The following is a 25,265-nucleotide window of genomic DNA, read 5'->3' as shown; positions in this document are numbered from 1 at the left end:
TGAGACTACAACAAGTTTGGTAAGGCTCACCTCACCAGGTCCACCGATCGCCCGGCGGGCAGTTCGACCTCGATCTCCTTGTCCGGCAGGGCGATCCGGTGCACTCCGGTGCGCGCGGCAACGACCGAGGCTTCAGTCAGTACGCCGTCGCGCCACGTGACGTCGAAGACCAGCCCCCCGCGCGCCCGCAGACCGCGGAACGAACCGTCCGGCCAGGCTTTGGGCAGCGCCGGCAGCAGCCGGATCACGTCGGTGTGGCTCTGGATCAGCAACTCCGGGATGCAGCCGGTCATGCCGAAGTTCGCGTCGATCTGGAAGATGTCGCCGTCGCGGTGCAGCAGGTTGTCCGAGACCAGCCGAGCCAGGTAGTCCTGGATGACCTCATAGGCCTTCTCCCCCTCGAACAACCGCGCCCACAACGCCACCAACCAGGCCGCCGTCCAACCGCCGTTCGTCGCACCATCGGTTCGGACGGTCAGCGATCTCCGCGCTGCTTCCGCCCATTCCGGCGTACAGGTGGGGTCGATCTCGGCGCCCGGGTGCAGGCCGTACAGATGCGACTGGTGGCGGTGATTGATCTCGGACGGCGTCCAGTCGGTCGGCCATTCGTGCAGTCGGCCGTCGGGCGTGATCGCGATCTCCGGCAATCGCTCGCGCGCTGCTTGTGCACGTGCGCTGAGCTCGGAGCTCAGCCCGAGTGCGGTCTCGGCTTCGGCGAGGTTGGCGAACAGCTCGCGGATCACCCAGACGTCGTACGTCGAAGTCAGGTCGACCGAGGCCTTCTCGCCGGACGGGAGGACGAAGTGGTGTTCGGGCGCGGTCGACGGGACGAACTGCAGTCGGCCGTGTGCGTCCTCGACCAGCATCGCGAGCACGAACTCCGCGGCGCCGGCGATCAGCGGATAGGACCGATCGCGCAGTACGTCGAGATCCTGGCCGAAGCGGTAGTGCTCCATCAGGTGCGCGCTCAGCCAGACGCCACAGGTCGCGCACATCGCCCAGACGGGATCGTCACCACCTTCGCCGACCGGCCAAGTCGCCGCCCAGATATCGGAGTTGTGATGCGAGACCCAGCCGGGAGCGTCGTACAAGATCCTTGCTGTGTTCGCACCGGAGGCAGCCAGGGCCTCCAGGTTGTCGATGAGCGGCTCGAAGCACTCACTGAGCCCGGTGAGATCGGCGGGCCAGTAGTTCATCTGGGTGTTGATGTTGTTGGTCCAGTCGCTGGCCCACATCGGCCGGCGGTCCTCGTTCCAGATGCCTTGCAGGTTGGCGGCTTGCGTCCCCGGCCGCGAGGACGCGATCAACAGGTAGCGGCCGAGGTTGAACGTGAGTGCGACCCGATCGTCGTTCTCCAACTGAAGCTCAGCCCTTTGATACAACCGCTGGTGATCTTCGATGTGCCGCTCACGCACGTTGTCCAGCTCAACACCCTTTAGTACGTCTGTTGCCGCGCGCAACGCCATGTGAGGATCGCGACCGGGCGGAACCGACCAGCCTTCGAACGTACTCGCCGCAGCCAGCAACACGGTCACACTGGTCGCGCCCCTGACGCTGATGCCGTCGTCGGACAGCAGCACCGTGCCGCCCTCGTGGTGGACCTGCAGTGCGATCCCGAACCCGATCCCGTGACCGTCGCGGTACTGGATCGGATCCGGGCTCTCGCGATACTCGATCGTCAGCTCCGACGGCGCATGACCGACAACACCATAGATGCCGTCAGCAACTATTGCAGTGATCGGATGTTGACTCGACAGGCCGAGGTCCAGATCGATCGCGCCGGCCTGGTCGGCCGTGATCGTCCAGACCAGCACCTGGTCCGGCGCGGACACGTAGGTCTCGCGCCGGAACCGCGTCCCATCCACTGTGTAGTCTACCCCGACCACGCCGGTCCGCAGATCGAGGCTCCGGCGATAGTCGTCCGGCTCCCCGATCGTCTGGATCAACAGGTCGGCAAGCGGTTGGTACGACTCGACCAGCGGGCCCTGCAGATCCCGGGTCCGCTCGGTCGCCGCCGACTGATCGCCGTCGGCGAGCAACAACCGCCGTACGTCGGCCAGGGCCTCCGGACCGCCCGTCACCGTCAGCTCGCGCGGCCCGTCGCCGGACCAGACGTCATCGAGGTTCAGGGCGATCCGCTCCGCACCGACCCGGCCGAACACCTTCGCTCCGAGGTGCCCGTTGCCCACCGGCAACGCCTCGAACCAGTCCGGCGCGGGGGTACGGAACCACAGTTCGTGGGACATGGGTGTTACTTGCTCCCGGACTTGTACTTGTCGTAGGCCTGCTGGTTGATCTCCAGGTAGCGCGGCATGCCCGTGCTCTCCAGACCCTTCACGTAGGTGTCCCACTCGGCGTCGATGTTCTTCGACCCGGTGACGAACGCCAGCTGGTTCTGGTTCACGTAGTTCTGCAGGTTGGTCTGCAGGGTCGCCGTCTCGCCGGCCAGGTTCGGGTCGGGCCAGACCACAGCCTGCGGGTACAGCAGCGACTTGTCCTCGTGACCCTCGTACAGCTTGGTGGCCTGGAACAGCCGTCGCTCGTAGCCGGCACCGGAGTAGATGTCGAGCGGGACGACCTGGGCGTTCCGGTACGCCAGCACGTTGTGGTACTGCGTGAGCGCGCCCCAGCTGAGGTTCTTCGGCGTGTCCGACTTCGGCTTGTAGAGCGGCTTGGTGTCCTTGTCGAGCGCGATGTCACCGGGGCCCGGCTTGGTCCAGCCGATTCCCTCGGGGCCCATCCCGCCGATCATCTGGCCCTCGTCGGAGAAGATGTAGTCGAGCATCTTGATCGCCGCGACCTGAGCCTCCTTGCTGGCCTTGTTGGTCAGCATGAAGGTGTAGTTCGTCGAGGTCAGGTACTGGTAGCCGGTGTAGCTCTTCCCGGCCGGACCGGTCAGCGGCGGCGCGGCGTCGTACTGCTTGTCCCGGCCGTCCTTGGAGTCGGACTGGACGAAGATGTACGGGTGCAGCATCGGCGCGGAGCCGATCCGGACCGCCTTCGGGTCGTTGCCCAGGGCCTGCAACGCCTGCGCGTTCTGGGTGAACGCGGCCTGGTCGATCAGTCCTTCCTTGTAGAGGGAGGCGATGTACTTCAGGCCTTCCTTCCACTCCGGGCTGGTCACCGGCGTGACGACCTTGTCGCCGTTCAGGGTGAGCAGCGAGCGGACGCCGTTGTTGGCGCCGACCGGGTCGTAGGCGTACGCGCCCATCAGGTACGGGATCAGCGCACCGTCCTGGATGTCGGCGGTCATCGGGACCTCGTCGGCCTTGCCGTTCCCGTTCGGGTCCTGGGTCTTGAAGGCCTGGAGCACCTTGCGCAGGTCCTCGGTGGTCTTCGGCATCGGCAGGTTGAGCTTCTTCAGCCAGGCCGAGTTGATCCACAGCTTGTCCGGGCGGCTGCAGTGGTAGCAGTCCGCCCACTGCGGCAGCGCGTAGATGTGCCCGTCCGGCGCGGTCGACTCCTGCTTGTAGTCCTTGTTCTCGTCCAGGAACTTCTGGATGTTCGGGGCGTTCTCCTTGATCAGGTTCTCCAGCGGGAGCGCGACCCCCTGCTGACCGAGTTTGAGTACGTCGGCCTGGGTGAAGCCGTCCACCCAGGGGATCAGGAAGAACAGGTCCGGGTAGTCCCCGCTGGCCAGTGAGATCTGCCGCTTCTCCTTGGCCGGCCCGGCGTCGAGGGTCGTGGTCTGCCAGCGGAACTGGATCTTGAACTTGTCACTCATCACCTTGGTGACCTGGTTCGTGTCCATGTTCGTCGTCGAGTCCGCCGGACTGAAGACGTCGATGATCGTCTTGCCGTCGGCCGACGTCTCGTTCGCCGCACTGTCGGTCTTGTCCGAACTGCAGGCCGCCAGGGTGGCGAGCAAGCCGGCCGCGGCGAGCGCGGACAGTTTGCGCAGTGATACGCGCATTGCTGTGTTCCTTTCTGAGAAGGGCTTCTCAGCCCTTGACCGCGCCGACCATCACGCCCTTGGTGAAGTGGCGGGCAACAAAGGGGTAGATGACCAGTACGGGCAGGCTCGAGATGACGATGAGCGCGTACTTGAGGACGTTGGCCAGTTGCTGCTGGTCGAGCTGCTGGGCCAGGTTCTGGGTGGTGGAGCCGGAGGTGGCCTGGTTCAGGATCAGCACGTTCCGGAGGATGATCTGCAGCGGGTACAGACCGGGGTCCTTGAGATAGATGAGGGCGTCGAAGTAGCTGTTCCACTGGAAGATCGCGTACATCAGCGCGATCACCGCGATCACCGGCTTGGACAGCGGGAGCACGATCGACCAGAGGAACCGCAGGTCGCTGGCGCCGTCGATGGTGGCCGCCTCGTAGAGCTCGTCCGGGATGGTCGAGCGGAAGAACGTGCGCGCGATGATCACCTGCCAGACCCCGATCGCGCTCGGGATCACCATCGCCCAGCGGGTGTTCAGCATCCCGAGGTCCTGGACCACCAGGTACGTCGGGATGAGGCCGCCGGAGAACAGCATGGTGAAGACCAGCAGGCTCATGATCACGTTGCGGCCGAAGAAGGTCCGGCGGGACAGCGGATAGGCGATCGCGATCGTCAGCGTGACGCTGATCAGCGTGCCGCCAATCGCGTAGATGAACGAGTTCAGATAGCCCTGCATGATCGCCGGGTCGGCGAATGCCGTCTTGTACGCCTTCAGGCTGGGCTCGACCGGCCACAACAGGACCCGGCCGGCACTCACCGCCGAGGCGCTGCTGAACGAGTTCGCGACGATGTAGATCAGCGGGACGGCGACCACGATCAGCGCCACCCAGAGCATGATCCGGACGCCGACCAGCAAGATCTTGTCGGTCCGAGTCTCCTCGATCGCGGTCCGGTGCGAGCTCTCCGACTGCTTCGCCGTACGGCGGAAGCCTTGCATGGTGATGGTCATGACCAGAGTCCGTTCCCGGTGATCCGTTTGGCGACGAAGTTCACGACCACCAGCAGGACGAGATTGATGACGGAGTTGAACAGGCCGACGGCGGTCGCCATCGAGAAGTCGGCGTTCAGCAGACCGGTCTTGTAGACGTAGGTCGCGATGATCTCGGACTGGGCCTGGTTCAGCGGGTTCTGCAGCAGGAAGGCCTTCTCGAACCCGATCGACATGATGTTGCCGACACCGAGCACCAGGATGATGACCGCGGTCGGCATGATGCCGGGCAGGTCGACGTTCCAGATCCGCTGCAGCCGGCTGGCGCCGTCGATCCGGGCCGACTCGTGCAGGGCCGGGTCGATCCCGGCCAGCGCGGCCAGGTAGATGACGGCCGAGTACCCCGTCGTCTGCCAGACGTCCGACCAGACGTAGATGTGCCGGAAGTAGTCCGGGTTGCCGAGGAAGTCGACCGCCGGTACGCCGAACAACCCGATCGCGTCGTTCACGAAACCGAGCCGCGGCGACAGCACCAGGATCGTCATCGACACCACGACCACGGTGGAGATGAAGTACGGCGCGTACGTCACCAGCTGCACGAGCTTCTTGAACCGTCCGTTGCGGATCTCGTTCAGCGCGATCGCCAGGATGATCGGGATCGGGAAGCTGGCCAGCACGGTGTAGGCCGCGAGCAGGAACGTGTTCTTCACCAGGGTCCAGAACACGGGGTTGTCGAAGAACAGCTGGAAGTTCTTCAGCCCGACCCAGTCACTGCCCCACGGGCCCTTGACCGGGCTGTAGTTCTTGAAGGCGATCACCGCGTTGCTGATCGGGATGTACTTGAAGATCACGAAGTACGCGAGCGGCACAAGCACCAGCAGGTAGAGCTGCCAGTGCCGGCGCAGACTGCGCTTCGCCTGCGTCGCCCTGCTCGGCCGGGGCACCGCTGTCCGTGTCACCGCCTTCGCCGGAGCCGACGCGGGCGGCGCCGCCGCCGACTCATTACCCCGCACCTCGTACGTTGCACTCACTCCGCATCCTTTCCGTCACCGATCGGAGTGAAACCGATATCCGATAGGATCTCGGACCTCACTCACCGGGAGGATGACACAGAACGTCCGCGGTTGGAAGAGTCCCCGGCGCTGTCGATACCCGACCTTGACCGAATCCGCCGAATCCCTTGCAGACAAGGGAAAACACGCGTTGCCTCCGGCAACTACCAGGGAAAACGCCAGATGGCCCGATGGCGAAAATCCATCGGACCCGGACACCGCACATACCGCCCGGGGTCGCTCTGAGCCACCGACACCGGACCGCACCAGATTTTATTACCTCTGTGAACTATCTCGCAGTCAATCGCGCCTTCAGCCCTTATGTCAAGACTTGGCCGAGGGTCAGCTGCCGCTCGAGATAGACCTCGTCGAAGCTCCCCCGCTGCCGGCCGTCCCAGAGCGCAGCCATCACCGACAACGCCCTGAGCACAACCTGCAACGGCCCGAACGCAGCGAGCTCACTGTCGGACAGCGGAAGCGCGGAAGTGCGCTGATATCCGGTGACCAATTCAGGCGACCGATAGACGCGGGCGATAGTGAACTCCCACGCCCGGCTGTCGGGGTGGCACAGGTCGAAGTCGATCACACCGCCCAACTTGCCGTCGGCCGTGAAGTGCAGATTCCACTCCGCGAAGTCGCCGTGCACAATCGTCTTCGGCAACTCACGCAGCTTGTGCTCGACGACCAGCCTCTTCGCGCGATCCATCAGTTCCTCGGAGCGGTCGGCCAGGTCCGGTCGCACGCTCTGCATCGCCGCTAAGCCGGCGTCCCAGCCTTGGAAGCTGCCCATCCCGCCCAGATCGCAGGCCTCGTAGAACGTGGGCCGGGTACCGAGGTCGAGTCCGCGCAGCTCGTCGTGCAGTCGCGCGAGCACGCTCCCCCGTTCGGTCCGCTGATCCGCGGTCTCCGCCGAATGCGGTCCACCTGGTACGAATCGGGTCACCGACCACAGGCGACCGTCGTACTGGATCGGTCCGGCGATGCGCTGCGGTACGCACCAGCCGCGGTCGGTGAGGTGGTCGAGGACCTTCGTCTCGTACGCGAGGCTGTCCCCGGTGTGCAGCACGTGGTGCCGCCGGAGGATGTGGTGATCGCCAGCGCTGGTCCAGACGTGCCAGTTGCCGTTGCCTGGCGAGCTGTCGTCGCCCGCGCGGGTGGGTTCGATCCGGTTGATGTCGAGGTCGAACGTGGACGAGATCAGCGTCGGCGAAAGCATTCGATCATCGTGCCAGGGGCTGGGAGAGTGGGTGGGTGGAATTTTCGGATGGTGTGGTGTTGGTGGGTGGGGTTGAGGTTGGCACTGCGCGGATGACGTGGTGGGACGAGGCGGACGGGACGCGGCTGTACTTGTTGCTGGGGTCGGTTGGGGCGGCTCATCAGGGGCTTGGGTATGGGCGGAAGATCCTTGCCTGGCTTGAGGAACGGGCTCGGGAGCACGCAGCGGGCGACGGCGTCGGTACGCCGGCGTTCGGGGTTAACCCGGTGTCGGAGCGCGATGTGGCGTTGGTGCGGGCGGCTGGGTATCGGGTGGTGTTCACGCGGGTGCGGATGACCGTTGAGCTTGCGGAACCGGGCGACGTACGACTGCCTGAGGGGGTTGAGGTGCGAGCGGCTTCGGCTGCGGATCATCGGGCGGTTTTCGAGGCGAACGCGGAGGTGTTCGGGGGCAACTCGCTCGGGTATGTGCAGGACAGCTTCGAGGAATTCGAGCAGGACATTGCCGACGACTACCCGGACTACCGGTTGTGGACCTTGGCGTGGGTTGGCGACAAGCTCGCCGGTTGGGTGGTGAGCGGAAGGGATGACACACCGTGGGTCGGGGTGCGGCCGGCGTACCGGCGTCGCGGGCTGGCATCCGCGCTGCTGCGGGCGAATCACGCGCAGTTGTGGGAGCACGGCGTACGGACGGCATCGCTGTGGACGCTGGCGGAGAACCCGACCGGGAGCGTCGCTCTGTACGAGTCGCTCGGGTATCGGATCGTCGAGCGACAGCCCCGCTACCGACGGCGTCATTGAGAACGGAAGGCCTTCTAAGCAAAAGACCTGACCCGACCATCACGGGGGAACGGCCGGGCCAGGCACTTTCGATACTACTCCGGTTCGGAGTGCACGGCCCGGTAAATCGGAGGCGGACGCGCCGGGAATCCCTCTACTCTCATCCCATGCAAGCCAGCTCCTGAAAGCGCACCGCCGCCCTTGAGGCCGTAGTGCGTCACGCCGCGATCGGCCCACTCCCGGGCCGCGCTTCGTCATGCACGCTTTCAGGAGCAAACGTTTTATGGGTATCACTTATCGTTCGGCCGATCCGGTCCGGACCTATCGCATCTACAAGACCGTCTGGTCGTTCTGCGCTGCGTTGTGCTTCACGCTCAGCGCCGTGTACTACGTCCGCGAGGCGGGCCTCAGTCCGCTGCAACTCGTGCTCGTCGGGACCACGCTCGAGCTCGCCTGCTTCCTGTTCGAGATCCCGACCGGCATCGTCGCCGACCTGTACAGCCGGCGGTTGTCGGTCGTCATCGGGGTGGCGCTGATCGGCTGCGGATTCCTGCTGCAGGGGTTGTCGCCGACGTTCCTCGCGATCCTCGGTGCGCAAGTGCTCTGGGGAGTCGGGTACACGTTCACCTCGGGCGCCGACCAGGCCTGGCTGGCCGACGAGATCGGCGCCGATCAGGTGGCCGCCGTACTGGTTCGGACGCAGCAGTTCGGGCTTGGCGGGACGATTCTTGGGACCGTCTCGGCCGGTGCGCTCGGGCTGCTCGATTTGTCGCTGCCGATCAAGTTGTCGGGCATCGGGATGATCGTGCTCGCGATTCTGCTCGGGGTGTTCATGCGGGAGGTGAACTTCCACCGGACACCGGTCGGTGAGCGGGAGACGTTCAAGCACATGGCCGACACGTTCAAGCATGGTCTCGCAGTCGCGCGGAAGCGGCCGGTCGTCCGCACGCTCGTACTGATCAGCCTGATCGCCGGGTTGTCGAGTGAGGCGTTCGACCGGTTGTGGCAGGTGAAGATCCTCAGCTTCCAGTTCCCGACGGTGTTCGGGACGTCGGATCCGGCGTTCTGGTTCACGGTGCTCGGACTGGTCGGCACGCTGCTGACGCTCATCAGCTCGCTGATCCTGCACAAGCTGTCCCCCGAACGCCTGACGGCTACCCACCCGAACGGCGTACTGGCGTTGCTCGCGCTGTTGCAGGTCGTCGGCGTGCTGGCGTTCGCCTTGCTCGGCAACCTGTGGTTGGCACTCGCCGCGATGTGGTTGCGGAGTATCGCGGACGCGCTGTCCTGGCCGATCGAGTCCGCCTGGTTGAACCGCAACGTCGAGTCAAGGTCGCGGGCGACCGTCATCTCGTTCGTCTCCCAGGCGAACGCCATCGGCCAGGTCGCCGGCGGTCCCCCGCTCGGCGCCCTCGCCGGCCGAGCCGGCCTCCGCACGGCCTTGGTCGCCTCGGGTCTATTGCTGGCCCCGATCCCAGCGCTCTACGCCCGACTCCGCACACCAGCCGTGGAGGCGGATCGCGTGTGAGGCGGACCTGAGCCACTCACCAACCTCGCCCGGCCGGACATTCTCACACTCACGCGAGCGTGGCCCGGGCCCTCCGGCGGGAGTTGGTGAGTGGGGGCGGTCCGCCTACTCGTCGACCTTGATCTTCACCGGGACGCGGCGGGCATCCAGCGACGACTTGATCAGGCTGGCGACCGTGGTGACGAACAGGGTCGCGGCGATGAAGCTGAGTGAGGTGATGATGCCGATGTGCGGGAGGTGGATCGCGCCGATGTCGTCGATGTGCGAACCGTGCAGCGCCTCGACGATCAGCTTCACGCCGATGAACGCGAGGATCACCGACAGACCGACGTTCAGGTAGACGATTCGCTCCAGCAGTCCGCCGATCAGGAAGTACAGCTGGCGCAGACCCATCAGTGCGAAGGCGTTCGCGGTCAGCACGATGTAGGCGTCCTGGGTGAGCCCGAAGATCGCCGGGATCGAGTCGAGCGCGAAGATCACGTTCGCCATCCCGATCGCGGAGATCACGATCACCAGCGGGGTCAGCAGCCGCTTGCCGGTCTGCTGGTCCCGGGTCGCCAGCTTGGCGCCGTCGTAGTCGTGACCGAGCGGGAGGATCTTGCGCATGCCGCGCAGTACGGCGTTCTCCTGGAAGTCCGCCTCGTCGTTCTCCCCCTCGATGGCCAGCTTGATCGCGGTGTAGACCAGGAACGCGCCGAAGATATAGAACACCCAACTGGCCGCCGAGATCGCCGCCGCACCGGCCAGAATGAAGACCGCCCGCAGCACCATCGACACCACGATGCCGATGTACAACACCTTGTCCTGAGCCATCGCCGGCACACTGAACCGCGCCATGATGATCACGAACACGAAGAGGTTGTCGACACTCAGGCTGTACTCGGTGATGTACCCGGCGACGAACTCACCGCCGGTCTTCCCACCACTGAACAGGAACAGTCCAACCGCGAACAACGCGGCCAGCCCGACATAGACCAGCACCCACCGGGTCGCGTCCTTGATCGTCACGGTGTGATTCCGCCGCGCGATCACGATCAGATCGAAGGCGACGATCGCGAGCAACCCGACAATCGTGAGCACCCAGACAAGCGGGGGCATGACAGAAACCATGAGCGATCCTCCGGACGCGTGACAATGACATGGTCCGGAGGTCTCTTCCGCCTGGATCACTCCAGGCCGGCAGCACCGGTTCGGCCGCCCAGGCCTCCCGTGATGACGACACTGCCGTTACGGAATACTCCCCTCCACAAACACACCAACTGTATCCGATACCGATACAGGAGCGTATACCGCATACAGTCGCCCGCGCTACCCCCGCCGCGTCGGCATCACCACGAACACCGTCGGCGTAGCCCCGTTGAACCGCAACACCCGCTCCCGCACGACCTTCACCCCACGACAGCCGGCCACCGCATCCCGCAACAGCCGCTTGTCCTCGGTCAGCAACACCGCCCGCCCATCCGCGGTGAGCACCCGCGCGATCTCACCACCCGTACGCCGTCCGCCTGCCGACTCGCCGCGACCAGCAACGTCCCCGACCCACAACGGATCCAGCACGCGTTGCCCAGCCCGGACCTTCGCCAACCGCACCAACGCCTCAGCCACCACCGGATTAGTAGCCCAAGGCAACCGCTCCAACCACCCGAAACCTCCGGGGAGTGGTATCGCGGCTGACGAGTTCGGCGGCGAGCAGGTCTACCGCCCCTCGGCACACCGAAGGCTCAACACCCACCCCACAGCTTTCCGGGTCGGGTGGGTCTCGTTAGGCAAAAAGTTTCCGTTTCTGTCGAGGTCTGGGAGATTTCTGCTCTGAGGAGTACAAAGAAGTTCTGAGGTCTTACCGCCCCTAGACCTGGAGGAACGTCATGGATGTGATGTACGGACTTGTCGGCGAAGCGTCGTGGTTCTGTTGCGGGAACGCATGGGGACCTTGTGCGAGTACCGGGACCGGCGCTTGCGGGACGTGTCATTCGGGGAACTTCCAGCATGCGTGGACGAATACGTCGGACGCTTGCTACGCGATCACCAGGCCGGATCAGTGCGGGGTCACCGGGGTTTCCCGGCGGACCTGCGGGTTCCGGCATGCGACGACCAACCTGTGCAACGGGGCACGGGTGGTGACGTCGATCGCGGACTGTGGGCCGCGGACTCGGTCGTTCTGTGGTGAGCGGGCTTGCTGCGGAGGGACTTGTGCGTCGAACCGGGTGATGGATCTGACTCCGGCGGCGTTCACGCGGATCGCCAGTCTGAGCGCCGGGTTGATTCCGGCCGGCATCGATGTGGGATGAGGTGAGCTGAGATGACATCGACGATGGATCGGCGTGCTCTGCTCACGCGTGCCGCACTCGGCGCGACCGGGCTGGTTGCGGCCAGTGCGATGGGATCGCTGGCGCCGGAGGCTGCGTTCGCGGCGTCGGCGCAGGTACCGGATCCGGGTGCTCCGGATCCCAATTTCGCGGAAGGTCTGATCACCGGCCGCAACCAGGATCTCCTGCAGGTACAGGGATCTGACGGCCGGCTGCACAAGATCCAGTTGACCGGAGTGACGAGCGTCTGGAAGCTTCAGCCGACCACGATCGACCAGGCTAGGATCGGCGACGGTCTGTATGCACGTGGCGTGAAGCTGCCGAACGGCGTACTCGCGGCCGAGTCGGTCTGGATCAACATCGTCAACCTCGACGTGATGATCAACTCGATCGGCCGGACCGGTCTGAACCTGGACCACCACGGCCAGAAGGTCGTCGGCCATGTCCAGCAAGGGATCACGGCGGCCGTCTACAACGGGACACCCGCGGTCTCGGACCTGTCCATGCTGAAGGTCGGCCGGCACGTCCAGGTGATCGGCGCCTGGCGGCCGGGGACCAACGAGATCGACCTCGCGACGATCTACGCGGCGAACTGAACGGGGACCGCGATGTTCGCACAGCAGGTGGCGGCCGCCCAGCCGCTGCTGATCGGACTACTCCTCCTCTGGACGTCGTACGGGAAGTTGGCCCGGCCGGAGGAAGCAACCAAGACCGCACTCCCGAAGCTCGTCGGTGAGAAACGGGCCAAGCCCGCCTATCGCACCGTCGGCGCGATCGAAGCGGTCCTCGCCCTGGCACTGCTGAGTCCGCCCGCCTGGACTCCAGAAGTGCTGGCGGCAACCGCACTCGGCGTGGGCTTCACGGCCTACCTCATCTACGCCAAACTCGTCGTCCCCGAGGCGTCCTGCGGCTGCGCCGGTACGGCGGCCAAACCCGTGGAAGCGCGGTCGATCGGCCGCGCATTGTTGCTGACAGCAACAGCAACAGCCGCGCTGACGGCACCCCAAGGATGGTGGTCAGCCGGACCGGCGGCACTCGTCCTGATCGCGGAGGCGGCAGCGTTCGTCGTACTGTCTCCCGAGCTTGACCGCTACTGGCTACTCCCGCTCCGGAGACTGCGCATCCAGCTCAGTCACCCACTCGCCGGCACCGCGAGCAACGCCGTACCGCTCGCTGCCACCCAGCGCCTGCTCCTCCTCAGCCCCGCCCATCGCGCGGTGACCGGACTCCTGCGGTCCGACATCCGCGACTACTGGGACGAGGCGGACTGGCGGTTCGTCAGCTACACCGCCCGGTACGACGGTCGCCCGGCCACCGCCGTGTTCGCCGTACCGCATGGCGACACCACCCCGGAGGCCGTCCGGGTCGCCGTCGTCGACGAGACATCGGGTCACACGCTCTACCGCCCAGCGCCACTCGGCCTCGCCGGTTAACCAACCCACCCAGCCCTCGTGGAACCGCCCGACCGGTTCCACGGGGGCTGACCTCTGACTGCGCCTTTTGTTCACTCGCTGCGCTCGCTCACAGGGAAAGCGCATGCCCACCCGTGCGATCATCTTCGGAGGGCAGGCGTCACCCGTTGACACCAGTTGCTCACTGGTGGTGTCATGCCCAATATCGTTAGGAAACTTTCCTAATGATATGTGGTTCCCCTGCAGCTCCTACCGCCCCGGAACACCAGGAGACCTCCGATGACACCACGCACGCTCCGGCGCAGGTTCGTCTCGAGCGCGGCCGTACTGGCCACCGCGCTCGCCCTGACCTCCGCACCTCCCACCGCCACTGCGGCCCCGACTGATTACCAGGCGGAGACCGCGACCATCTCCCAAGGAGTGGTCGAGTCGAACCACGCCGGGTACACCGGCACCGGCTTCGTCAACTACGACAACCTCGTCGGCAGCTACGTCGAATGGACAGTCACGGCACCCGCCGGTCCGGCCGACGTGACGCTCCGCTTCGCCAACGGTACGACGGCCACCCGGCCGCTCGACTGGACCGTCAACGGCGTCTCCGGCGCCGTCGGCATCACCTATCCCGGCACCGGCGCGTGGACGACTTGGGCGACCAAGACCGTCCGTCTCCAACTCGCCGCCGGCAGCAACAAGATCCGCGCCCGCGCCACCACCGCCGACGGCGGACCGAACGCGGACAAGCTCACCGTCAACCCGGTCAGCGACGACACCACCCCGCCGACCCCACCGAGCAACCTGGTGGTCAGCAACATCAAGTCGAACGCGGCCACCTTCAGCTGGTCCGCGGCCAGCGACAACGTCGCGGTCACCCGGTACGAGATCAACCGTGGCGGCAACGTCCTGAAGGTCGTCGACGGCAACACGTTGACGGCGACAGTGGACACCTTGACCGCCAACACGGCGTACGACATCTCTGTCGGCGCATTCGATGCCGCAGGCAACGCTTCACAGCAGAGCAACGTCGTTGCCTTCACCACTCCGCCGAGCAACGACACCCAGCCGCCGACCGCGCCGGGCAACCTGCGCTCGACGGCGGTGACCTCGAACAGCGTCTCCCTCGCCTGGAACGCGTCCACCGACGACAGCGGCAGCATCGCCGGGTACGACGTCTACCAGGGCACGACCAAGGTCGCCTCGACCGGCTCGTTGACGACGACCGTGACCGGGCTGACCCCGAACACCAGCTACACGTTCACAGTGAAGGCCCGAGACCCCAACAACAACGTGTCGCCGGCGAGCAACGCACTGACCGTCCGTACGTCGACCACGGGCACCGGCGGCATTCCGGCGTACGACCGGGATATCGCGAAGGTCGACCTCGGCTGGAGTGTCGCATTCCTGCCGGACGGGTCGGCGCTGGTCACCGAACGAGACCGGTTCGAGGTCGTGCGGGTGACGGCGACCGGCCAGAAGACCACCCTCGGCAAGGTGCCGGGCGCGGTGACGACCACCGGTGAAGGCGGTCTGCTCGGTATCGCGATCTCGCCGAACTTCGAGACCGACCACTGGGTGTACTTCTACCACACGGCTTCGGGCGACAACCGGGTCGTGCGGATGAAGTACGAGAACGGCGTACTGGGCACGACGTCGTCGCCGGTGCTGACCGGGCTGTCGAAGAACCGATACCACAACGGCGGCCGGATCGCGTTCGGTCCGGACGGCAAGCTGTACGCGTCGGTCGGCGATGCGCAGAACACCGGCAACGCCCAGAACAACGGTTCGCTGAACGGCAAGATCCTGCGGATGAACGCCGACGGGACCCCGCCCAGCGACAACCCGTTCTTCAGCAGCGGCGGTAACGCCCGCTATGTCTGGAGCCGCGGGCACCGCAACCCGCAGGGCATCGCATGGGACTCGCGCGGTCAGCTGTGGGCGTCCGAGTTCGGCGACAGCAGCCAGGACGAACTCAACCTGATCCAGAAGGGCGGCAACTACGGCTGGCCCGCCTGCGAAGGAACCATCGGCGACTGCAGCGGCTACATCGCGCCGAAGCGCACCTGGTCCACCTCACAGGCCGGACCCAGCGGCCTGGAGATCGTCAACGACTGGATCTACATCGCCGGTGTCACCGGTCAGCAGTTGTGGGTCACCCAGATCAACTCGGCCGGCACCGGCGTCGGCACCCCGCAAGCCGTCTTCTCCGGCCGCTGGGGCCGCCTCCGCAGTGTCACCAAAACCCCAGACGGAGGCCTCTGGGTCACCTCCACCAACAACGACAAGAACGGCGGCAGCCCGAACACCCTCGACAACGTCATCGTCCGCCTCAAGTTCGGCTGACCTCTTGTAGCTAAGAACACGTAGTAGTCCCGAAAAGCCGCCCGGCCGCTCATCCCCTGAGCGTGCCGGGCGGTCTACGTAGACACCTACTACATGTCGTTACCGACGCCGACCGAAGTCGGAGTACTGCGGGATGCCGGTCTCCAGGGCGTGCAGGGCGAGGGTGAGGCGGCGGTGCATGGACGGGCGCATCTGGGGTGCGGCTTCGTCGAGGGTGAGGAAGACTGCTTTGCGTACCTCGGTCGGCTGCAGGACGAGGTGCTCGTCGCCGGTGAGGACACCGCCATCGAAGACGAAGGCCAGGGCGTCGTGCCAGACCCCGCGGGCCGGATCCCAGTCGGCGACCAGCATCGGACCGATGGTCAGATCGAGGCCGACCTCCTCGAGCACCTCCCGCTGACAGGCGTCGTACGGCGATTCGTCGGGCTCGGCGATGCCGCCGGGGATGTCCAGCAACGGCTTGTACGTCGGCTCGATGAACAGGATCCGGCCGTCCCGATCGCGGATCAGCGCACCACCCGACACCCGCTTGCGCGGCAGGATCTCCGCGATCCCCGGCTGAAACTCCTCCTCGGGCTCGCCGTCGGCGATCAGGTCGTCGTGTCTGCTCATGGGATAACCCTAGGAGCACGCTTGACCTCAACTCGGGTTCAGGTTGCACGATCGCCGGATGAGCATCTTCAGTAGCGGTGAGCTCGACTTCCTGAGCGGGCAGAAGCTGGGACGGCTGGCCACGAAGGTCCCCGACGGCACGGTGCAGAACAATCCGGTCGGGTACTTCGTCGGCGACGACCACATCGACATCGGCGGGCACGGCCTCGGTGCCAGCCGGAAGTTCCACAACGTCCAGGCCGACCCGCAGGTGTCCCTGGTGATCGACGACCTGAACACCGAGCAGGGCTGGGAGGTGCGCGGGATCGAGATCCGCGGCCGCGCCGAGGCCCTCGAGGACGTAACTCCCCCGATGCCGGGCTTCAGCCGCCAGATCATCCGGATCCATCCCGAACGCATCCTGAGCTGGGGTTTCGAGGGCAGCAGCCGCCGCAACGTCTGACGCACTGGGTCATCCGTCGCGACGGTGGAAGCGGCGGATGGCCACGGCGGCGAGGACCGCGATCCACGCGCCGATGACGAGCGTGCCGGTGGTCGCGGTGAGGACCGAGTCGGTTGGGCGGTAGAGCTCGGCCGCCGCTCGGTCGGGGAGCCAGCGGGCGTGTTCGGTGACCGCGGCCAGCAACAGCGACACGATCAGGACCAGGCAGAGCATGCCAACCACCGCAGGGACGAGGTGCCGGATGAGCAGTGCGACGGTGTACGCGAGTAGCCCGATCAGCGTGAGGTACGCCGCCGCTCCCACTGATCGCTCCGACTGCGCGAGGGCTGTTGCAATCGCGGTGAGCACAAGGGTGATGAGGGTCGCCACGGTCTTGCCGATGAGCAGCTGACCACGGGCCGGTACGGCGAGGAGCGTCGTACTGAATTGGCGGCCGGCATGCTCGTGTGCGACCGGGATGATCCCCAGGAGCACGAACCCTGCTTGGACATACGGCACCACGTCGACGGGTTCGCCGGATCGCTCCAGCGCGATCGCGATCAGGAGTGCGACTGCGATCGTGCCGGTGATCGTGAAGGTGGTGATTGGGAGGGTGCGGAGTTTGGCCAGCTCCGCTCGGATGACGTTCACGCGTCCCGGCGGATGAACACGAACCCGGCGGCGATGCAGAACAGCACCGCCCAGGCCGTCATCACCAGACCACCCGGTACGGCGTCGAGTCCGCCTTCGACCGTTCTGACGCCACCGAAGAGTCGGCGGCCGGCCATGTCCGGGAGGTATTGGGCGAGCGGGGTGAGCTTCGACAGCAGGAGCGATACCGAGACGAGCGAACTGTTCACGATCAGCACGATGAGCGGGATGACGCCGTTCCGGAGGATGATCGTGATCGCGAAGCCGAGGAGTCCGCTGAGCACCCAGTAGAGAGTTCCACCGAGGGATCGCTCCACGATGTTGGTCGCGGGCGCGGTGGTGTCGACGAGCAGGTGGGCAACGCCGGTTGTGACCGGCAGAGTCACCGCCGCGGAGGCGACGATGAGCAGGACGATCGCGACGATCTTGGTTGCCAGGACCTGCACCCGTCGTGGCGTGACCGTCAGAGTCGTGATGATCTGCCGACCACCTCCGGCGTCTGCGTTGTTGGCGGTGTATTCGCTGCTGAAGGCAACGACTCCGATCACGACCGCGCCGACCGTCCCCAACGGCATACTCGCGAACGCCGTGTCGAACGCCGACCCGGTCGCGTGACCTGCGTTGAGCGCCGTGATCGCTACGGATCCGAAGAGCGTGACGGCGAGACCGGCCCAGACCGCGGGGAGCGTGGATGCCTTGCGTAGCTCGGCTCTGAGCGCGTTCATCGGGTCACCCCGGTGAGCGCAAAGAAGGCTTCCTCGAGATCGGCGTACCCGGCCGTCACTTCGGTGACGGTTCCCGTCGTCACGATTCGGCCGCCTGCGATCACCACGAGATCGTCGGCGGCATCGGCGACTTCGGACATCAGGTGGCTTGAGAGCAGCACTGTGCCGCCCGCCTCGGCTCGGCCACGTAGCAGCCCGCGGATCCAGCGGATGCCCTCGGGGTCGAGGCCGTTGACCGGTTCGTCGAGCACGAGCATCTCGGGTTCGCCGAGCAGCGCGGCCGCGATCCCCAGACGCTGGCCCATCCCCAGCGAGTACTTCGCCACGCGGGCCTTGGCGTCTCCCGCCAGACCGACCTCGTCCAGCACCTCGTCGACCCGGCGCTGCGGGATGCCGTTGCTCCGGGCGATCCAGGCGAGGTGGTTCCGGGCTGTGCGGGAGCGGTGTGCTCCTGAGCCTTCGAGCATCGATCCGACGGTGCGTAGCGGGTCGGACAGTGTTCGGTAGGGGCGCCCGTTGAACAAGGCGCTGCCGCTGTCGGGGTGGTCGATCCCGAGCAGGATGCGCAGCGTGGAGGACTTGCCAGCGCCGTTCGGGCCGAGGAACGCGGTCACCCGCCCGGGGCGAGCCTCGAAGCCGACGTGATCGAGGATCGTGCGGGACCGGCGGCGTTTGACGACTTGGTCGATCGTGATCATGCGCCCATCCCAGCCGTTGTCGATCAGGTCCGGATCGGGCCCGGGTCCGGACCTGCTCGGCCTGAGGTCTGTCAGACCTAGGTCCGATGTGCGGGAGCCGTCGGCTACCTAGACTGGTCAGGTGGAAGCCAGCGATCGGCCTGTACTGCGTTCCCGCGCCTGGCCGATTGCGCTTGCCGTGCTGGGTTTTCTGGTACTCGTCCTCGCGGGTGTCGGGGCCAGCCCGCAGGCAGCCGCGATTGCCGTCACTCTCGTGTTGGTGAGCTGTGCAGCGGCGGTCGTTGTTTGGGCGCTGTTGTCCACCCGACGCAGGCGACGCCAGTACGAGGAGGAACTGACCGCCTGGGCCGCCGAGCGAGCGATCCAGGCCGAGCGGCTGCGAATCGCCCGCGACCTCCACGACCTCGCCTCGCACGGCCTCGGCCTAGTCACCGTCCGCGCCGCCGCCGCACGCACGCTAACCGGCCCAGCCGGCGACGCCGAACGCATCGCCGCCCTAACAGACATCGAGCACACCGGCCGCCAGGCCACCACCGAACTCCGCCGAATGCTCGCCGTCCTACGCTCCCCCGAAGACGACACGTCCCTACGCCCAGCCGACACCCTGGCCGACCTACCACAAATCGTCCAGGTCGCCCGCACCAGCGGAGTCCGTGTGAAGCTCGCCGTCGGCGAGGCCGGGGAGGGGTCGAGTGAGGTTAGCGAGATCGGCAAGGTCGCCGAGGTGGGCGATGCGTCGGGCGGGGATCAGCCGACGGTCGGTGACGTCGGCAAGGTGTCGGGTGGGGTTCAGTTGACGGTGTGTGCGATCGTCCGCGAGGCGCTTGCCAATACCGCCCGGCACGCCGGTCCAACATCCGCCGAGGTCGCCGTACGACGGGAGGCCGACGCGATCCTGATCACGGTCACGGACGACGGGCCCGGACCGGACTGGGTTCCGCATCCGGGTGCTGGTGCCGGGCTGGCCGGCCTGCGGGAACGGGTGGGCGCCCTGGACGGGACATTGGAGGCAGGCCCACGACGCGGCCCGGGCTACCAGGTCATCGCACGATTGCCCGATCGCCGGTGAGCGCCGTACGGGTGTTGGTTGTCGATGATCAGCCGATGATTCGGCACAGTCTGCGGTTGATTGTCGACGGGGCGAGTGATCTTGAGGTGGTCGGCGAGGCCGGGACCGGTGAGGGGGCGGTCGCGAAGGCCGTCGAGTTGCGACCGGACGTCGTACTGATGGACATCCGGATGCCCGGCGGAGACGGGATCGAGGCGACGCGACGCATCACCAGCGAGCTGCCGGGGACCCGGGTTGTCGTGCTCAGCATGTTTGAGCTGGACGAGTACGTTCACGCCGCGCTGCAGGCCGGGGCCAGCGGCTTCCTGCTGAAGGATGCCGAACCCGATCGGTTGGTCGACGCCGTGCGGCGGACGCACACTGGCGAGTCGCTCTTCGCCCCCAGCATCCTGACCCGCCTGGTCGAGCACTACCTCGGCCGATCGATGCCCAAGGCAACCTCTGCACTGCTCACCGAGCGCGAGACAGAAGTCCTCACCCTGATCGGCCGCGGCCTGTCCAACCAGGAGATCACCCACACCCTGACCATCTCGATGGGCACAGCCAAGACCCACATCGGCAACCTCCTCGCCAAACTCCAAGCCCGCGACCGGGCCCAACTGGTAATAGCCGCCTACGAACGAGGTCTGGTAACCACCCCACACCCGACCTGACTACCGTCAGCCGGACGCCCCCCACTCACCAACCACACCCAAGCACCCCAAACCAGGCGTGTCGCCGAGCAAAAGACGAGTTGGTGAGTGGCGGCGGTCCGCCCCAGGCACATACCCGAGATACCGCGAGTGCTGGGCCCGGTTGTCGTGGGGTGTGCGGTCGGAGGGTGGCATTACGGACAGGAGGTGGTGGGTGGATTGGGGTTGGTTCGGGGTGGGTTAGGCGTGTGGGGTGGGTGTACGTAGGTGGGTATGTCCTGTTCTCGTGCATTTGGGTGTGGGTCAAGCGGCTGGCGGAGGCCGCCACTTCCAGCTCCGGATCGGGCTTCGGAACGTTTCCAGCGTCTTGAGTAATCCGGTGGAATAGTGTTCGATTCTGAGTGATCTGACCCGATTCATCCGCCCATGTCTTGAGGTCAACCATGTCGCTGCGCCGTGCCGCCCTGTGGACCATCGCCGCTCTCCCGATGTTCGCCATGCTTCCCGCGACGGCAGTACCAGCAGCTGAGCCACCGCCGGACGTCTACCAGTACGTGGAGAATCCGGAGATTGTCGGCGAGGGGCAGCAAGCGCCGCATGCGGAGCTCAGGCCGTACGCCGATGCTGCGGCGGCGGTGCGGGCCGGGAAGGAAACGCCGTGGACGCGGTCGCTCGATGGCAAGTGGCGGATCCAGATGGCCGACCGGCCGGAGGACGTGCCGGCCGGGTTCCACGCCGACGGGTACGACACCAGCGGTTGGCGTGAGGTCGACGTACCGCACACCTGGCAGACCGATGGGCTGGATCATCCGATCTTCCGGAACATCCCGACCGAGATGTGGCCGGACAACCCACCGAAGGTGCCGCACGACGTCAACCCGACGGCCGCGTATGTGCGTGAGTTCGACGTACCGAAGAACTGGCGTGATCGCGAGACGTTCTTGAGGTTCGAGGGTGTCACGAGTGCTTACTTCGTGTGGGTCAACGGCAAGTACGTGGGCTACGACCAGGGCGGGTATCTGCCCGCCGAGTTCGACGTCACTCCCCTGCTGAAGGCCGGTCGCAACACCGTTGCGCTGCAGGTGCATCGGTGGTCCGCGGGGTCGCACCTGGAGGACTACGACCAGTGGCGGTTCGCGGGGATCTTCCGGTCGGTGTGGATGTACTCAACGCCGCAGGTCCGCGTCCAGGACGTCACCCTCAAGCCCAAGCTCGACGCCCAGTACGGCGACGCCGTGCTGAACGCCGAGATCGAGCTCGCCGGCCAGTCGGCCGGGTACTCGGTCCGGGCCACGCTGCACGATCCGGTCGGCCGCAAGGTCGCAACCACGACCGGGAACGCGATCGTCAACGGCAAGATCCAGCTCAGCGCACCCGTGAGCAATCCCGCTAAGTGGAGTGATGAGACGCCGAATGTCTATCGCGTCGTGGTCGAGCTGATCGATCCGACCGGCCGCGTCACGCACACGACCAGCCAGCCGACCGGATTCCGCACCATCGAGATCAAGAACAAGCAGCTCCTGGTGAACGGCAAGCGGATTCTGATCAAGGGCACCAACCGGGCCGAGACAGATCCGAATACCGGCCGGCACGCCACCACCGCGCGGATGCTCGAGGACGTCGCGTTGATGAAGCAGCTCAACATCAATGCAGTCCGTACGTCGCACTATCCCAGCGACCCGTATTTCTTCGACCTGGCCGACACCCGGGGTATCTGGATCGCCGACGAGATGGAGATCGAGACCCACCATCACGACGGCTGCCCGAACAACTGTCTGGCCGAGAAACCCGAGTGGCAGAAGGCGTTCCTGGATCGCTTCATCGGCATGGTCGAGCGGGACAAGAACCACCCGAGCGTGTTCATGTGGGATACCGGGAACGAGGCCGGGCTGGGCAAGGCGCACTACTCGATGGCCGAGTGGGCCACTGCCAACGACCCGAGCCGCCCGCTGTACCACCAGTCGAACGGGCCCGACGGTGATGCGCCGTTCGCGCACGTCTGGGGTCCGCGTTACCCGTCGCCGGACGGACTCGAGGCGATGGCGAAGACGACCGAGAAGCCGATCATCATGGGCGAGTACGCCCATGCCAGCGGCAACGGTTTCGGCAACTTCAACGAGTTCTGGAATGTCGTCCGGCGCTATCCGCAGGTCCAAGGCGGATTCATCTGGGACTGGGCCGAACAGAACATCTACCAGCCGCTCAAGATCACACCCGATGCCTCCGGCAACAACATCATGGCGTGGTTCACCGGCCTCCCCGAGCAGGTCGAGGGCAAGCAGGGCAAGGGTTTGTACCTGTCCGGCCTCGACGACTGGGTCGAGGTGTACCGCGACCGCAAGTTCGAAGAGGTGTCGACCGGTCTGACCCTCGACGTGTGGGTGAAGCCCGACAGCTGGACCGGTGATTTCACCATGATTGCCAAGGGCAACCGGCAGTACGCCTTGAAGATGGCCGACCAGAACACGCTGGAGTTCTTCGTGTACGGCGATGGCGGCTGGCACACCGTGCAATCCGCCGTACCGGCCGACTGGCGCGGCAACTGGCATCGCGTGAGCGGCACGTTCGACGGGCACACGCTAACGCTGTTGCTGGACGGCAAGGAAGTCGGGCGCACAGATTGGACCGGCACAGTCGCCGGTTCCTCCGACCCGCTCAACATCGGTCGGAACCCGGAGCCGCAGGAGAACCCGACGACGCGACCGTCCCACGGCACGTTCGACAACGTGCGGATCTACCACCGGGCGTTGACCGACGCCGAACTCGCCGCCGATCCGAAGATGACCGCCGTACTGGCTCTGGACTTCGACGAGGTCGAGACGAAGGGGCGTTACCTGACGTACGGCGCTGGGCCGGGCGGCGTGGATGGTCTGGTCAATCCCGATCGGACGCTGCAGCCCGAGACGCGTGAGCTCGCGCTGGTGCACTCGCCGATTCGCTTCACGAAAGCGCCTGGCTACGGTCGTGTGACGGTGACCAACGAGCGCGCGTTCACCGGCACCGACGACCTGCAGCTGCGGTGGTCGGTGCGGGAGGCGAAACGCACCATCGCGAGTGGGCGGCAGCCGCTCGATGTCGCGGCGGGGACGACGAAGACACTGCAGTTGCCGAAGCTGCCCGCCAATCCGGACGGCCTTGAGCGCTGGCTCGACGTACAGGCTGTTCTGCTGAAGGCCACGAGTTGGGCGCCGGCTGGGCATGTAGTGTCGCTGGGCCAGTTCGCGGTTGGCGGCACGCAGGTTCGCGGCGTCACCTCGCCGGAGCCGAGTGGGAAGCTCGCCGTTCGCCAGAGCGGATCGGACACGGTCGTGTCGGGTCGCGACTTCAGCTACACCTTCAACAAGACCGCCGGCACGCTGACCTCGATGAAGGTTCGCGGGCGCGAGCTGCTGAGTCGCGGACCCAAGCTCGATGCCTGGCGTGCGCCGCTCTACAACGAGATGTGGGGCGAAGGCGGCAGTTGGCGCAACGCCGGACTGGATCGCCTGGCGACCACAGTGTCCGACTTCACCGTCGATCAGACGACTGACGCAGTCACCGTCACGGCCCGTAGTACGGCGGCAGCGCCGGGCTCGTCGTTCCAGCAGACGATGATCCACACCGTGACGGGCAACGGCGAAATCAACGTGTCGCATCGCGCGGACCCGCAAGGGAAGGCACGGACGGTTCCGTACCTGCCACGCATCGGTTTCTCGCTGAAGGTTCCGGACATCCTCCAGCAGTTCACGTACTACGGCCGCGGCCCGGTCGAGAACTACAGCGACCGCAAGGACGCGACACCGATTGGCGTCTACTCGTCCACCGTGGCCGACCAGTACTTCCCGTACGTGCAGCCGCAGGACCAGGGCAACCACAGCGATGTGCGCTGGGCGACCCTCACCGACGGCAAAACCGGCGGCCTGCTCGTGGCTGGCGATCTGAACGTCGCAGTCGACCAGTACGACGACGCCGACCGCGCGCTCTATCCGCACGCCCTGCAACGCAACCAGGACGGTACGACGCTGCACGTCAGCCACGCAGTCACCGGAGTGAGCGAGACCTTCCACGAGCCGCTGCCGCAGTACCAGGTGGAAGGCGACCGCGAGTTCGCCTACTCCGTCCTACTGCGGCCGCTCAGTCCGGCAGAGGTGCGGGCCAACGGACAGCCGCACGACCAGGTGGTGTGCACACCGGACGCGACGCTGGTACCGAGCAAGCAGAACGTTGAGGCCGGCGAAACCATCGATGCGGTCCTCACGGTCACCAATCCGTGCCGCGACAACCTGTCCGCCGTCTCCGCAGCCCTGCGAGCTTCTGACGGCTGGACTGTCCAGCCCAGCGTGACCACCCTCGGCACGATCGCCCCCGGGCAGTCGGCCATCGCCGTCGTACAGGTGATTCGTGGAGCCGGCACACCACGCGGCCTGCGGCCGCTGACTGCTGAGGTCTCCGCTCAGGCAGCAGGGGTGCGCCACGTATCGGCCCAGCTCATCGGAGCGCCCGAACCACCGCGCGGAACCGTCGCCGTCAGCGCACTGGACTTTGTCTCCCAGCAGAACGGCTGGGGACCGGTCGAACGCAACCGCAGTAACGGCGAACAAGGTGATTCCGACGGACTCCCGATCACGATCGGCGGTACGACGTACCCATCCGGGCTCGGCGTGCACGCGGAATCCACGGTCGAGCTGTATCTGGGCGGTCACTGTACGTCGTTCACCGCCGACATCGGCGTGGATGACGAGGTCGGTGACGCCGGCAGCGTGCAGTTCGAGGTCGTCACCGACGGCACCAGCCGCTACACCAGTCCGACCCTGACCGGCGCCGACCCGGCAACCCCCATCACCATCGACACCACCAACGCCACCACTCTCCGCCTGAAAGTCGGCGCCGCCAGCAACGGCAACGCCCACGATCACGCCGACTGGGCGGCCGCCACCCTCCACTGCACATCCTGACCAGCAAGCGACATGGCAAGAT

Annotated in this window: 20 protein-coding genes; 9 read left to right on the top strand and 11 right to left on the bottom strand. The window is 66.0% G+C overall.

Annotated elements, in window-relative coordinates; translation table 11 throughout:
* Nucleotides 1-26: 26 nt before the first annotated feature.
* The 5 genes from ABD231_RS11240 to ABD231_RS11220 form a co-directional block, all read right to left on the bottom strand.
* Complete coding sequence (locus ABD231_RS11240) at nucleotides 27-2,246, bottom strand: glycoside hydrolase family 95 protein (protein ID WP_344149219.1); 2,220 nt, start codon at nucleotides 2,244-2,246, stop codon at nucleotides 27-29.
* A gap of 5 nt (nucleotides 2,247-2,251) precedes the next feature.
* On the bottom strand, nucleotides 2,252-3,913 hold the full coding sequence (locus ABD231_RS11235; protein WP_344149217.1) for a type 2 periplasmic-binding domain-containing protein: 1,662 nt from the start codon (nucleotides 3,911-3,913) through the stop codon (nucleotides 2,252-2,254).
* A 28-nt stretch (nucleotides 3,914-3,941) separates the two neighbouring features.
* Entirely contained in the window at nucleotides 3,942-4,892 is a 951-nt protein-coding gene (locus ABD231_RS11230; protein WP_344149215.1) for a carbohydrate ABC transporter permease, read from the bottom strand.
* On the bottom strand, nucleotides 4,889-5,902 hold the full coding sequence (locus ABD231_RS11225) for an ABC transporter permease (RefSeq protein ID WP_344149213.1): 1,014 nt from the start codon (nucleotides 5,900-5,902) through the stop codon (nucleotides 4,889-4,891). Before ABD231_RS11225 ends, ABD231_RS11230 begins: the two co-directional genes overlap by 4 nt.
* 340 nt (nucleotides 5,903-6,242) lie before the next feature.
* The gene (locus ABD231_RS11220) at nucleotides 6,243-7,139 is read right to left on the bottom strand and encodes a phosphotransferase enzyme family protein (RefSeq protein WP_344149211.1); all 897 of its coding nucleotides are present in this window, start codon (nucleotides 7,137-7,139) and stop codon (nucleotides 6,243-6,245) included.
* Nucleotides 7,140-7,174: 35 nt separating this feature from the next.
* Between ABD231_RS11220 and ABD231_RS11215 the strand changes: the two genes are divergently transcribed.
* Both ABD231_RS11215 and ABD231_RS11210 read left to right on the top strand, forming a co-directional pair.
* Nucleotides 7,175-7,939 carry a GNAT family N-acetyltransferase gene (locus ABD231_RS11215; RefSeq protein WP_344149209.1) on the top strand — a complete coding sequence of 255 codons (765 nt, stop codon included), beginning with the start codon at nucleotides 7,175-7,177 and terminating at the stop codon, nucleotides 7,937-7,939.
* Nucleotides 7,940-8,201: 262 nt separating this feature from the next.
* Nucleotides 8,202-9,446 carry an MFS transporter gene (locus ABD231_RS11210; protein WP_344149207.1) on the top strand — a complete coding sequence of 415 codons (1,245 nt, stop codon included), beginning with the start codon at nucleotides 8,202-8,204 and terminating at the stop codon, nucleotides 9,444-9,446.
* A gap of 105 nt (nucleotides 9,447-9,551) precedes the next feature.
* Here the strand turns inward: ABD231_RS11210 and ABD231_RS11205 are convergent, their stop codons facing one another.
* Together ABD231_RS11205 and ABD231_RS11200 are read right to left on the bottom strand one after the other, a co-directional pair.
* Nucleotides 9,552-10,544 (bottom strand): TerC/Alx family metal homeostasis membrane protein, encoded by a 993-nt coding sequence (locus ABD231_RS11205; RefSeq protein WP_344149205.1) that lies wholly within the window; start codon nucleotides 10,542-10,544, stop codon nucleotides 9,552-9,554.
* Nucleotides 10,545-10,754: 210 nt separating this feature from the next.
* Nucleotides 10,755-11,051, bottom strand: coding sequence for a hypothetical protein (locus tag ABD231_RS11200; protein ID WP_344149204.1), 297 nt, complete (start codon nucleotides 11,049-11,051; stop codon nucleotides 10,755-10,757).
* 694 nt (nucleotides 11,052-11,745) lie between these two features.
* Between ABD231_RS11200 and ABD231_RS11195 the strand changes: the two genes are divergently transcribed.
* From ABD231_RS11195 to ABD231_RS11185, 3 genes are all read left to right on the top strand, one after another.
* Nucleotides 11,746-12,348: a cell wall protein gene (locus ABD231_RS11195; RefSeq protein ID WP_344149203.1), complete on the top strand. Its 603-nt coding sequence runs from the start codon at nucleotides 11,746-11,748 to the stop codon at nucleotides 12,346-12,348.
* A 12-nt stretch (nucleotides 12,349-12,360) separates the two neighbouring features.
* Nucleotides 12,361-13,185: a MauE/DoxX family redox-associated membrane protein gene (locus ABD231_RS11190; protein ID WP_344149201.1), complete on the top strand. Its 825-nt coding sequence runs from the start codon at nucleotides 12,361-12,363 to the stop codon at nucleotides 13,183-13,185.
* A 258-nt stretch (nucleotides 13,186-13,443) separates the two neighbouring features.
* A complete protein-coding gene (locus tag ABD231_RS11185) occupies nucleotides 13,444-15,501 on the top strand; it encodes a PQQ-dependent sugar dehydrogenase (protein WP_344149199.1) in 2,058 nt (685 codons plus the stop codon).
* A gap of 99 nt (nucleotides 15,502-15,600) precedes the next feature.
* On the opposite strand, the gene ABD231_RS11180 is transcribed toward ABD231_RS11185, so the two are convergent.
* On the bottom strand, nucleotides 15,601-16,113 hold the full coding sequence (locus ABD231_RS11180) for an NUDIX domain-containing protein (RefSeq protein WP_344149197.1): 513 nt from the start codon (nucleotides 16,111-16,113) through the stop codon (nucleotides 15,601-15,603).
* 58 nt (nucleotides 16,114-16,171) lie between these two features.
* On the opposite strand from ABD231_RS11180, the gene ABD231_RS11175 reads away from it, so the two are divergent.
* Complete coding sequence (locus ABD231_RS11175; protein WP_344149195.1) at nucleotides 16,172-16,555, top strand: PPOX class F420-dependent oxidoreductase; 384 nt, start codon at nucleotides 16,172-16,174, stop codon at nucleotides 16,553-16,555.
* A gap of 9 nt (nucleotides 16,556-16,564) precedes the next feature.
* Here ABD231_RS11175 and ABD231_RS11170 read toward each other — a convergent pair whose 3' ends face one another.
* Genes ABD231_RS11170 through ABD231_RS11160 form a run of 3 tightly spaced genes read right to left on the bottom strand, consistent with a single transcriptional unit; the run spans nucleotide 16,565 to nucleotide 18,608 of the window.
* Entirely contained in the window at nucleotides 16,565-17,185 is a 621-nt protein-coding gene (locus ABD231_RS11170; RefSeq protein WP_344149193.1) for a hypothetical protein, read from the bottom strand.
* Complete coding sequence (locus tag ABD231_RS11165; protein ID WP_344149191.1) at nucleotides 17,182-17,910, bottom strand: hypothetical protein; 729 nt, start codon at nucleotides 17,908-17,910, stop codon at nucleotides 17,182-17,184. The genes ABD231_RS11170 and ABD231_RS11165 overlap by 4 nt, the downstream gene beginning before the upstream one ends.
* The gene (locus ABD231_RS11160) at nucleotides 17,907-18,608 is read right to left on the bottom strand and encodes an ABC transporter ATP-binding protein (protein WP_344149189.1); all 702 of its coding nucleotides are present in this window, start codon (nucleotides 18,606-18,608) and stop codon (nucleotides 17,907-17,909) included. Before ABD231_RS11160 ends, ABD231_RS11165 begins: the two co-directional genes overlap by 4 nt.
* A 121-nt stretch (nucleotides 18,609-18,729) precedes the next feature.
* Here ABD231_RS11160 and ABD231_RS11155 point away from each other — a divergent pair, with 121 nt between their 5' ends.
* The 3 genes from ABD231_RS11155 (at nucleotide 18,730) to ABD231_RS11145 (ending at nucleotide 25,243) form a co-directional block, all read left to right on the top strand.
* On the top strand, nucleotides 18,730-19,677 hold the full coding sequence (locus ABD231_RS11155; protein ID WP_344149187.1) for a sensor histidine kinase: 948 nt from the start codon (nucleotides 18,730-18,732) through the stop codon (nucleotides 19,675-19,677).
* Nucleotides 19,674-20,330 (top strand): response regulator transcription factor, encoded by a 657-nt coding sequence (locus ABD231_RS11150; protein ID WP_344149185.1) that lies wholly within the window; start codon nucleotides 19,674-19,676, stop codon nucleotides 20,328-20,330. Before ABD231_RS11155 ends, ABD231_RS11150 begins: the two co-directional genes overlap by 4 nt.
* A 422-nt stretch (nucleotides 20,331-20,752) precedes the next feature.
* Nucleotides 20,753-25,243 (top strand): glycoside hydrolase family 2 TIM barrel-domain containing protein, encoded by a 4,491-nt coding sequence (locus tag ABD231_RS11145; protein WP_344149183.1) that lies wholly within the window; start codon nucleotides 20,753-20,755, stop codon nucleotides 25,241-25,243.
* Nucleotides 25,244-25,265: the final 22 nt, after the last annotated feature.

The organism is Kribbella yunnanensis (assembly GCF_039529655.1).
Lineage (GTDB): Bacteria > Actinomycetota > Actinomycetes > Propionibacteriales > Kribbellaceae > Kribbella > Kribbella yunnanensis.
The sequence above is the reverse complement of the archived record's forward strand: the minus strand, read 5'-3'. Positions and strand labels throughout refer to the sequence as shown.

Coding starts and splice junctions, on each gene's coding strand:
- ABD231_RS11240 (WP_344149219.1), bottom strand. CDS start 2,246: ATGTCCCACGAACTGTGGTTCCGTACCCCCGCGCCGGACTGGTTCGAG.
- ABD231_RS11235 (WP_344149217.1), bottom strand. CDS start 3,913: ATGCGCGTATCACTGCGCAAACTGTCCGCGCTCGCCGCGGCCGGCTTG.
- ABD231_RS11230 (WP_344149215.1), bottom strand. CDS start 4,892: ATGACCATCACCATGCAAGGCTTCCGCCGTACGGCGAAGCAGTCGGAG.
- ABD231_RS11220 (WP_344149211.1), bottom strand. CDS start 7,139: ATGCTTTCGCCGACGCTGATCTCGTCCACGTTCGACCTCGACATCAAC.
- ABD231_RS11210 (WP_344149207.1), top strand. CDS start 8,202: ATGGGTATCACTTATCGTTCGGCCGATCCGGTCCGGACCTATCGCATC.
- ABD231_RS11205 (WP_344149205.1), bottom strand. CDS start 10,544: ATGCCCCCGCTTGTCTGGGTGCTCACGATTGTCGGGTTGCTCGCGATC.
- ABD231_RS11195 (WP_344149203.1), top strand. CDS start 11,746: ATGACATCGACGATGGATCGGCGTGCTCTGCTCACGCGTGCCGCACTC.
- ABD231_RS11190 (WP_344149201.1), top strand. CDS start 12,361: ATGTTCGCACAGCAGGTGGCGGCCGCCCAGCCGCTGCTGATCGGACTA.
- ABD231_RS11185 (WP_344149199.1), top strand. CDS start 13,444: ATGACACCACGCACGCTCCGGCGCAGGTTCGTCTCGAGCGCGGCCGTA.
- ABD231_RS11180 (WP_344149197.1), bottom strand. CDS start 16,113: ATGAGCAGACACGACGACCTGATCGCCGACGGCGAGCCCGAGGAGGAG.
- ABD231_RS11175 (WP_344149195.1), top strand. CDS start 16,172: ATGAGCATCTTCAGTAGCGGTGAGCTCGACTTCCTGAGCGGGCAGAAG.
- ABD231_RS11165 (WP_344149191.1), bottom strand. CDS start 17,910: ATGAACGCGCTCAGAGCCGAGCTACGCAAGGCATCCACGCTCCCCGCG.
- ABD231_RS11160 (WP_344149189.1), bottom strand. CDS start 18,608: ATGATCACGATCGACCAAGTCGTCAAACGCCGCCGGTCCCGCACGATC.
- ABD231_RS11145 (WP_344149183.1), top strand. CDS start 20,753: ATGTCGCTGCGCCGTGCCGCCCTGTGGACCATCGCCGCTCTCCCGATG.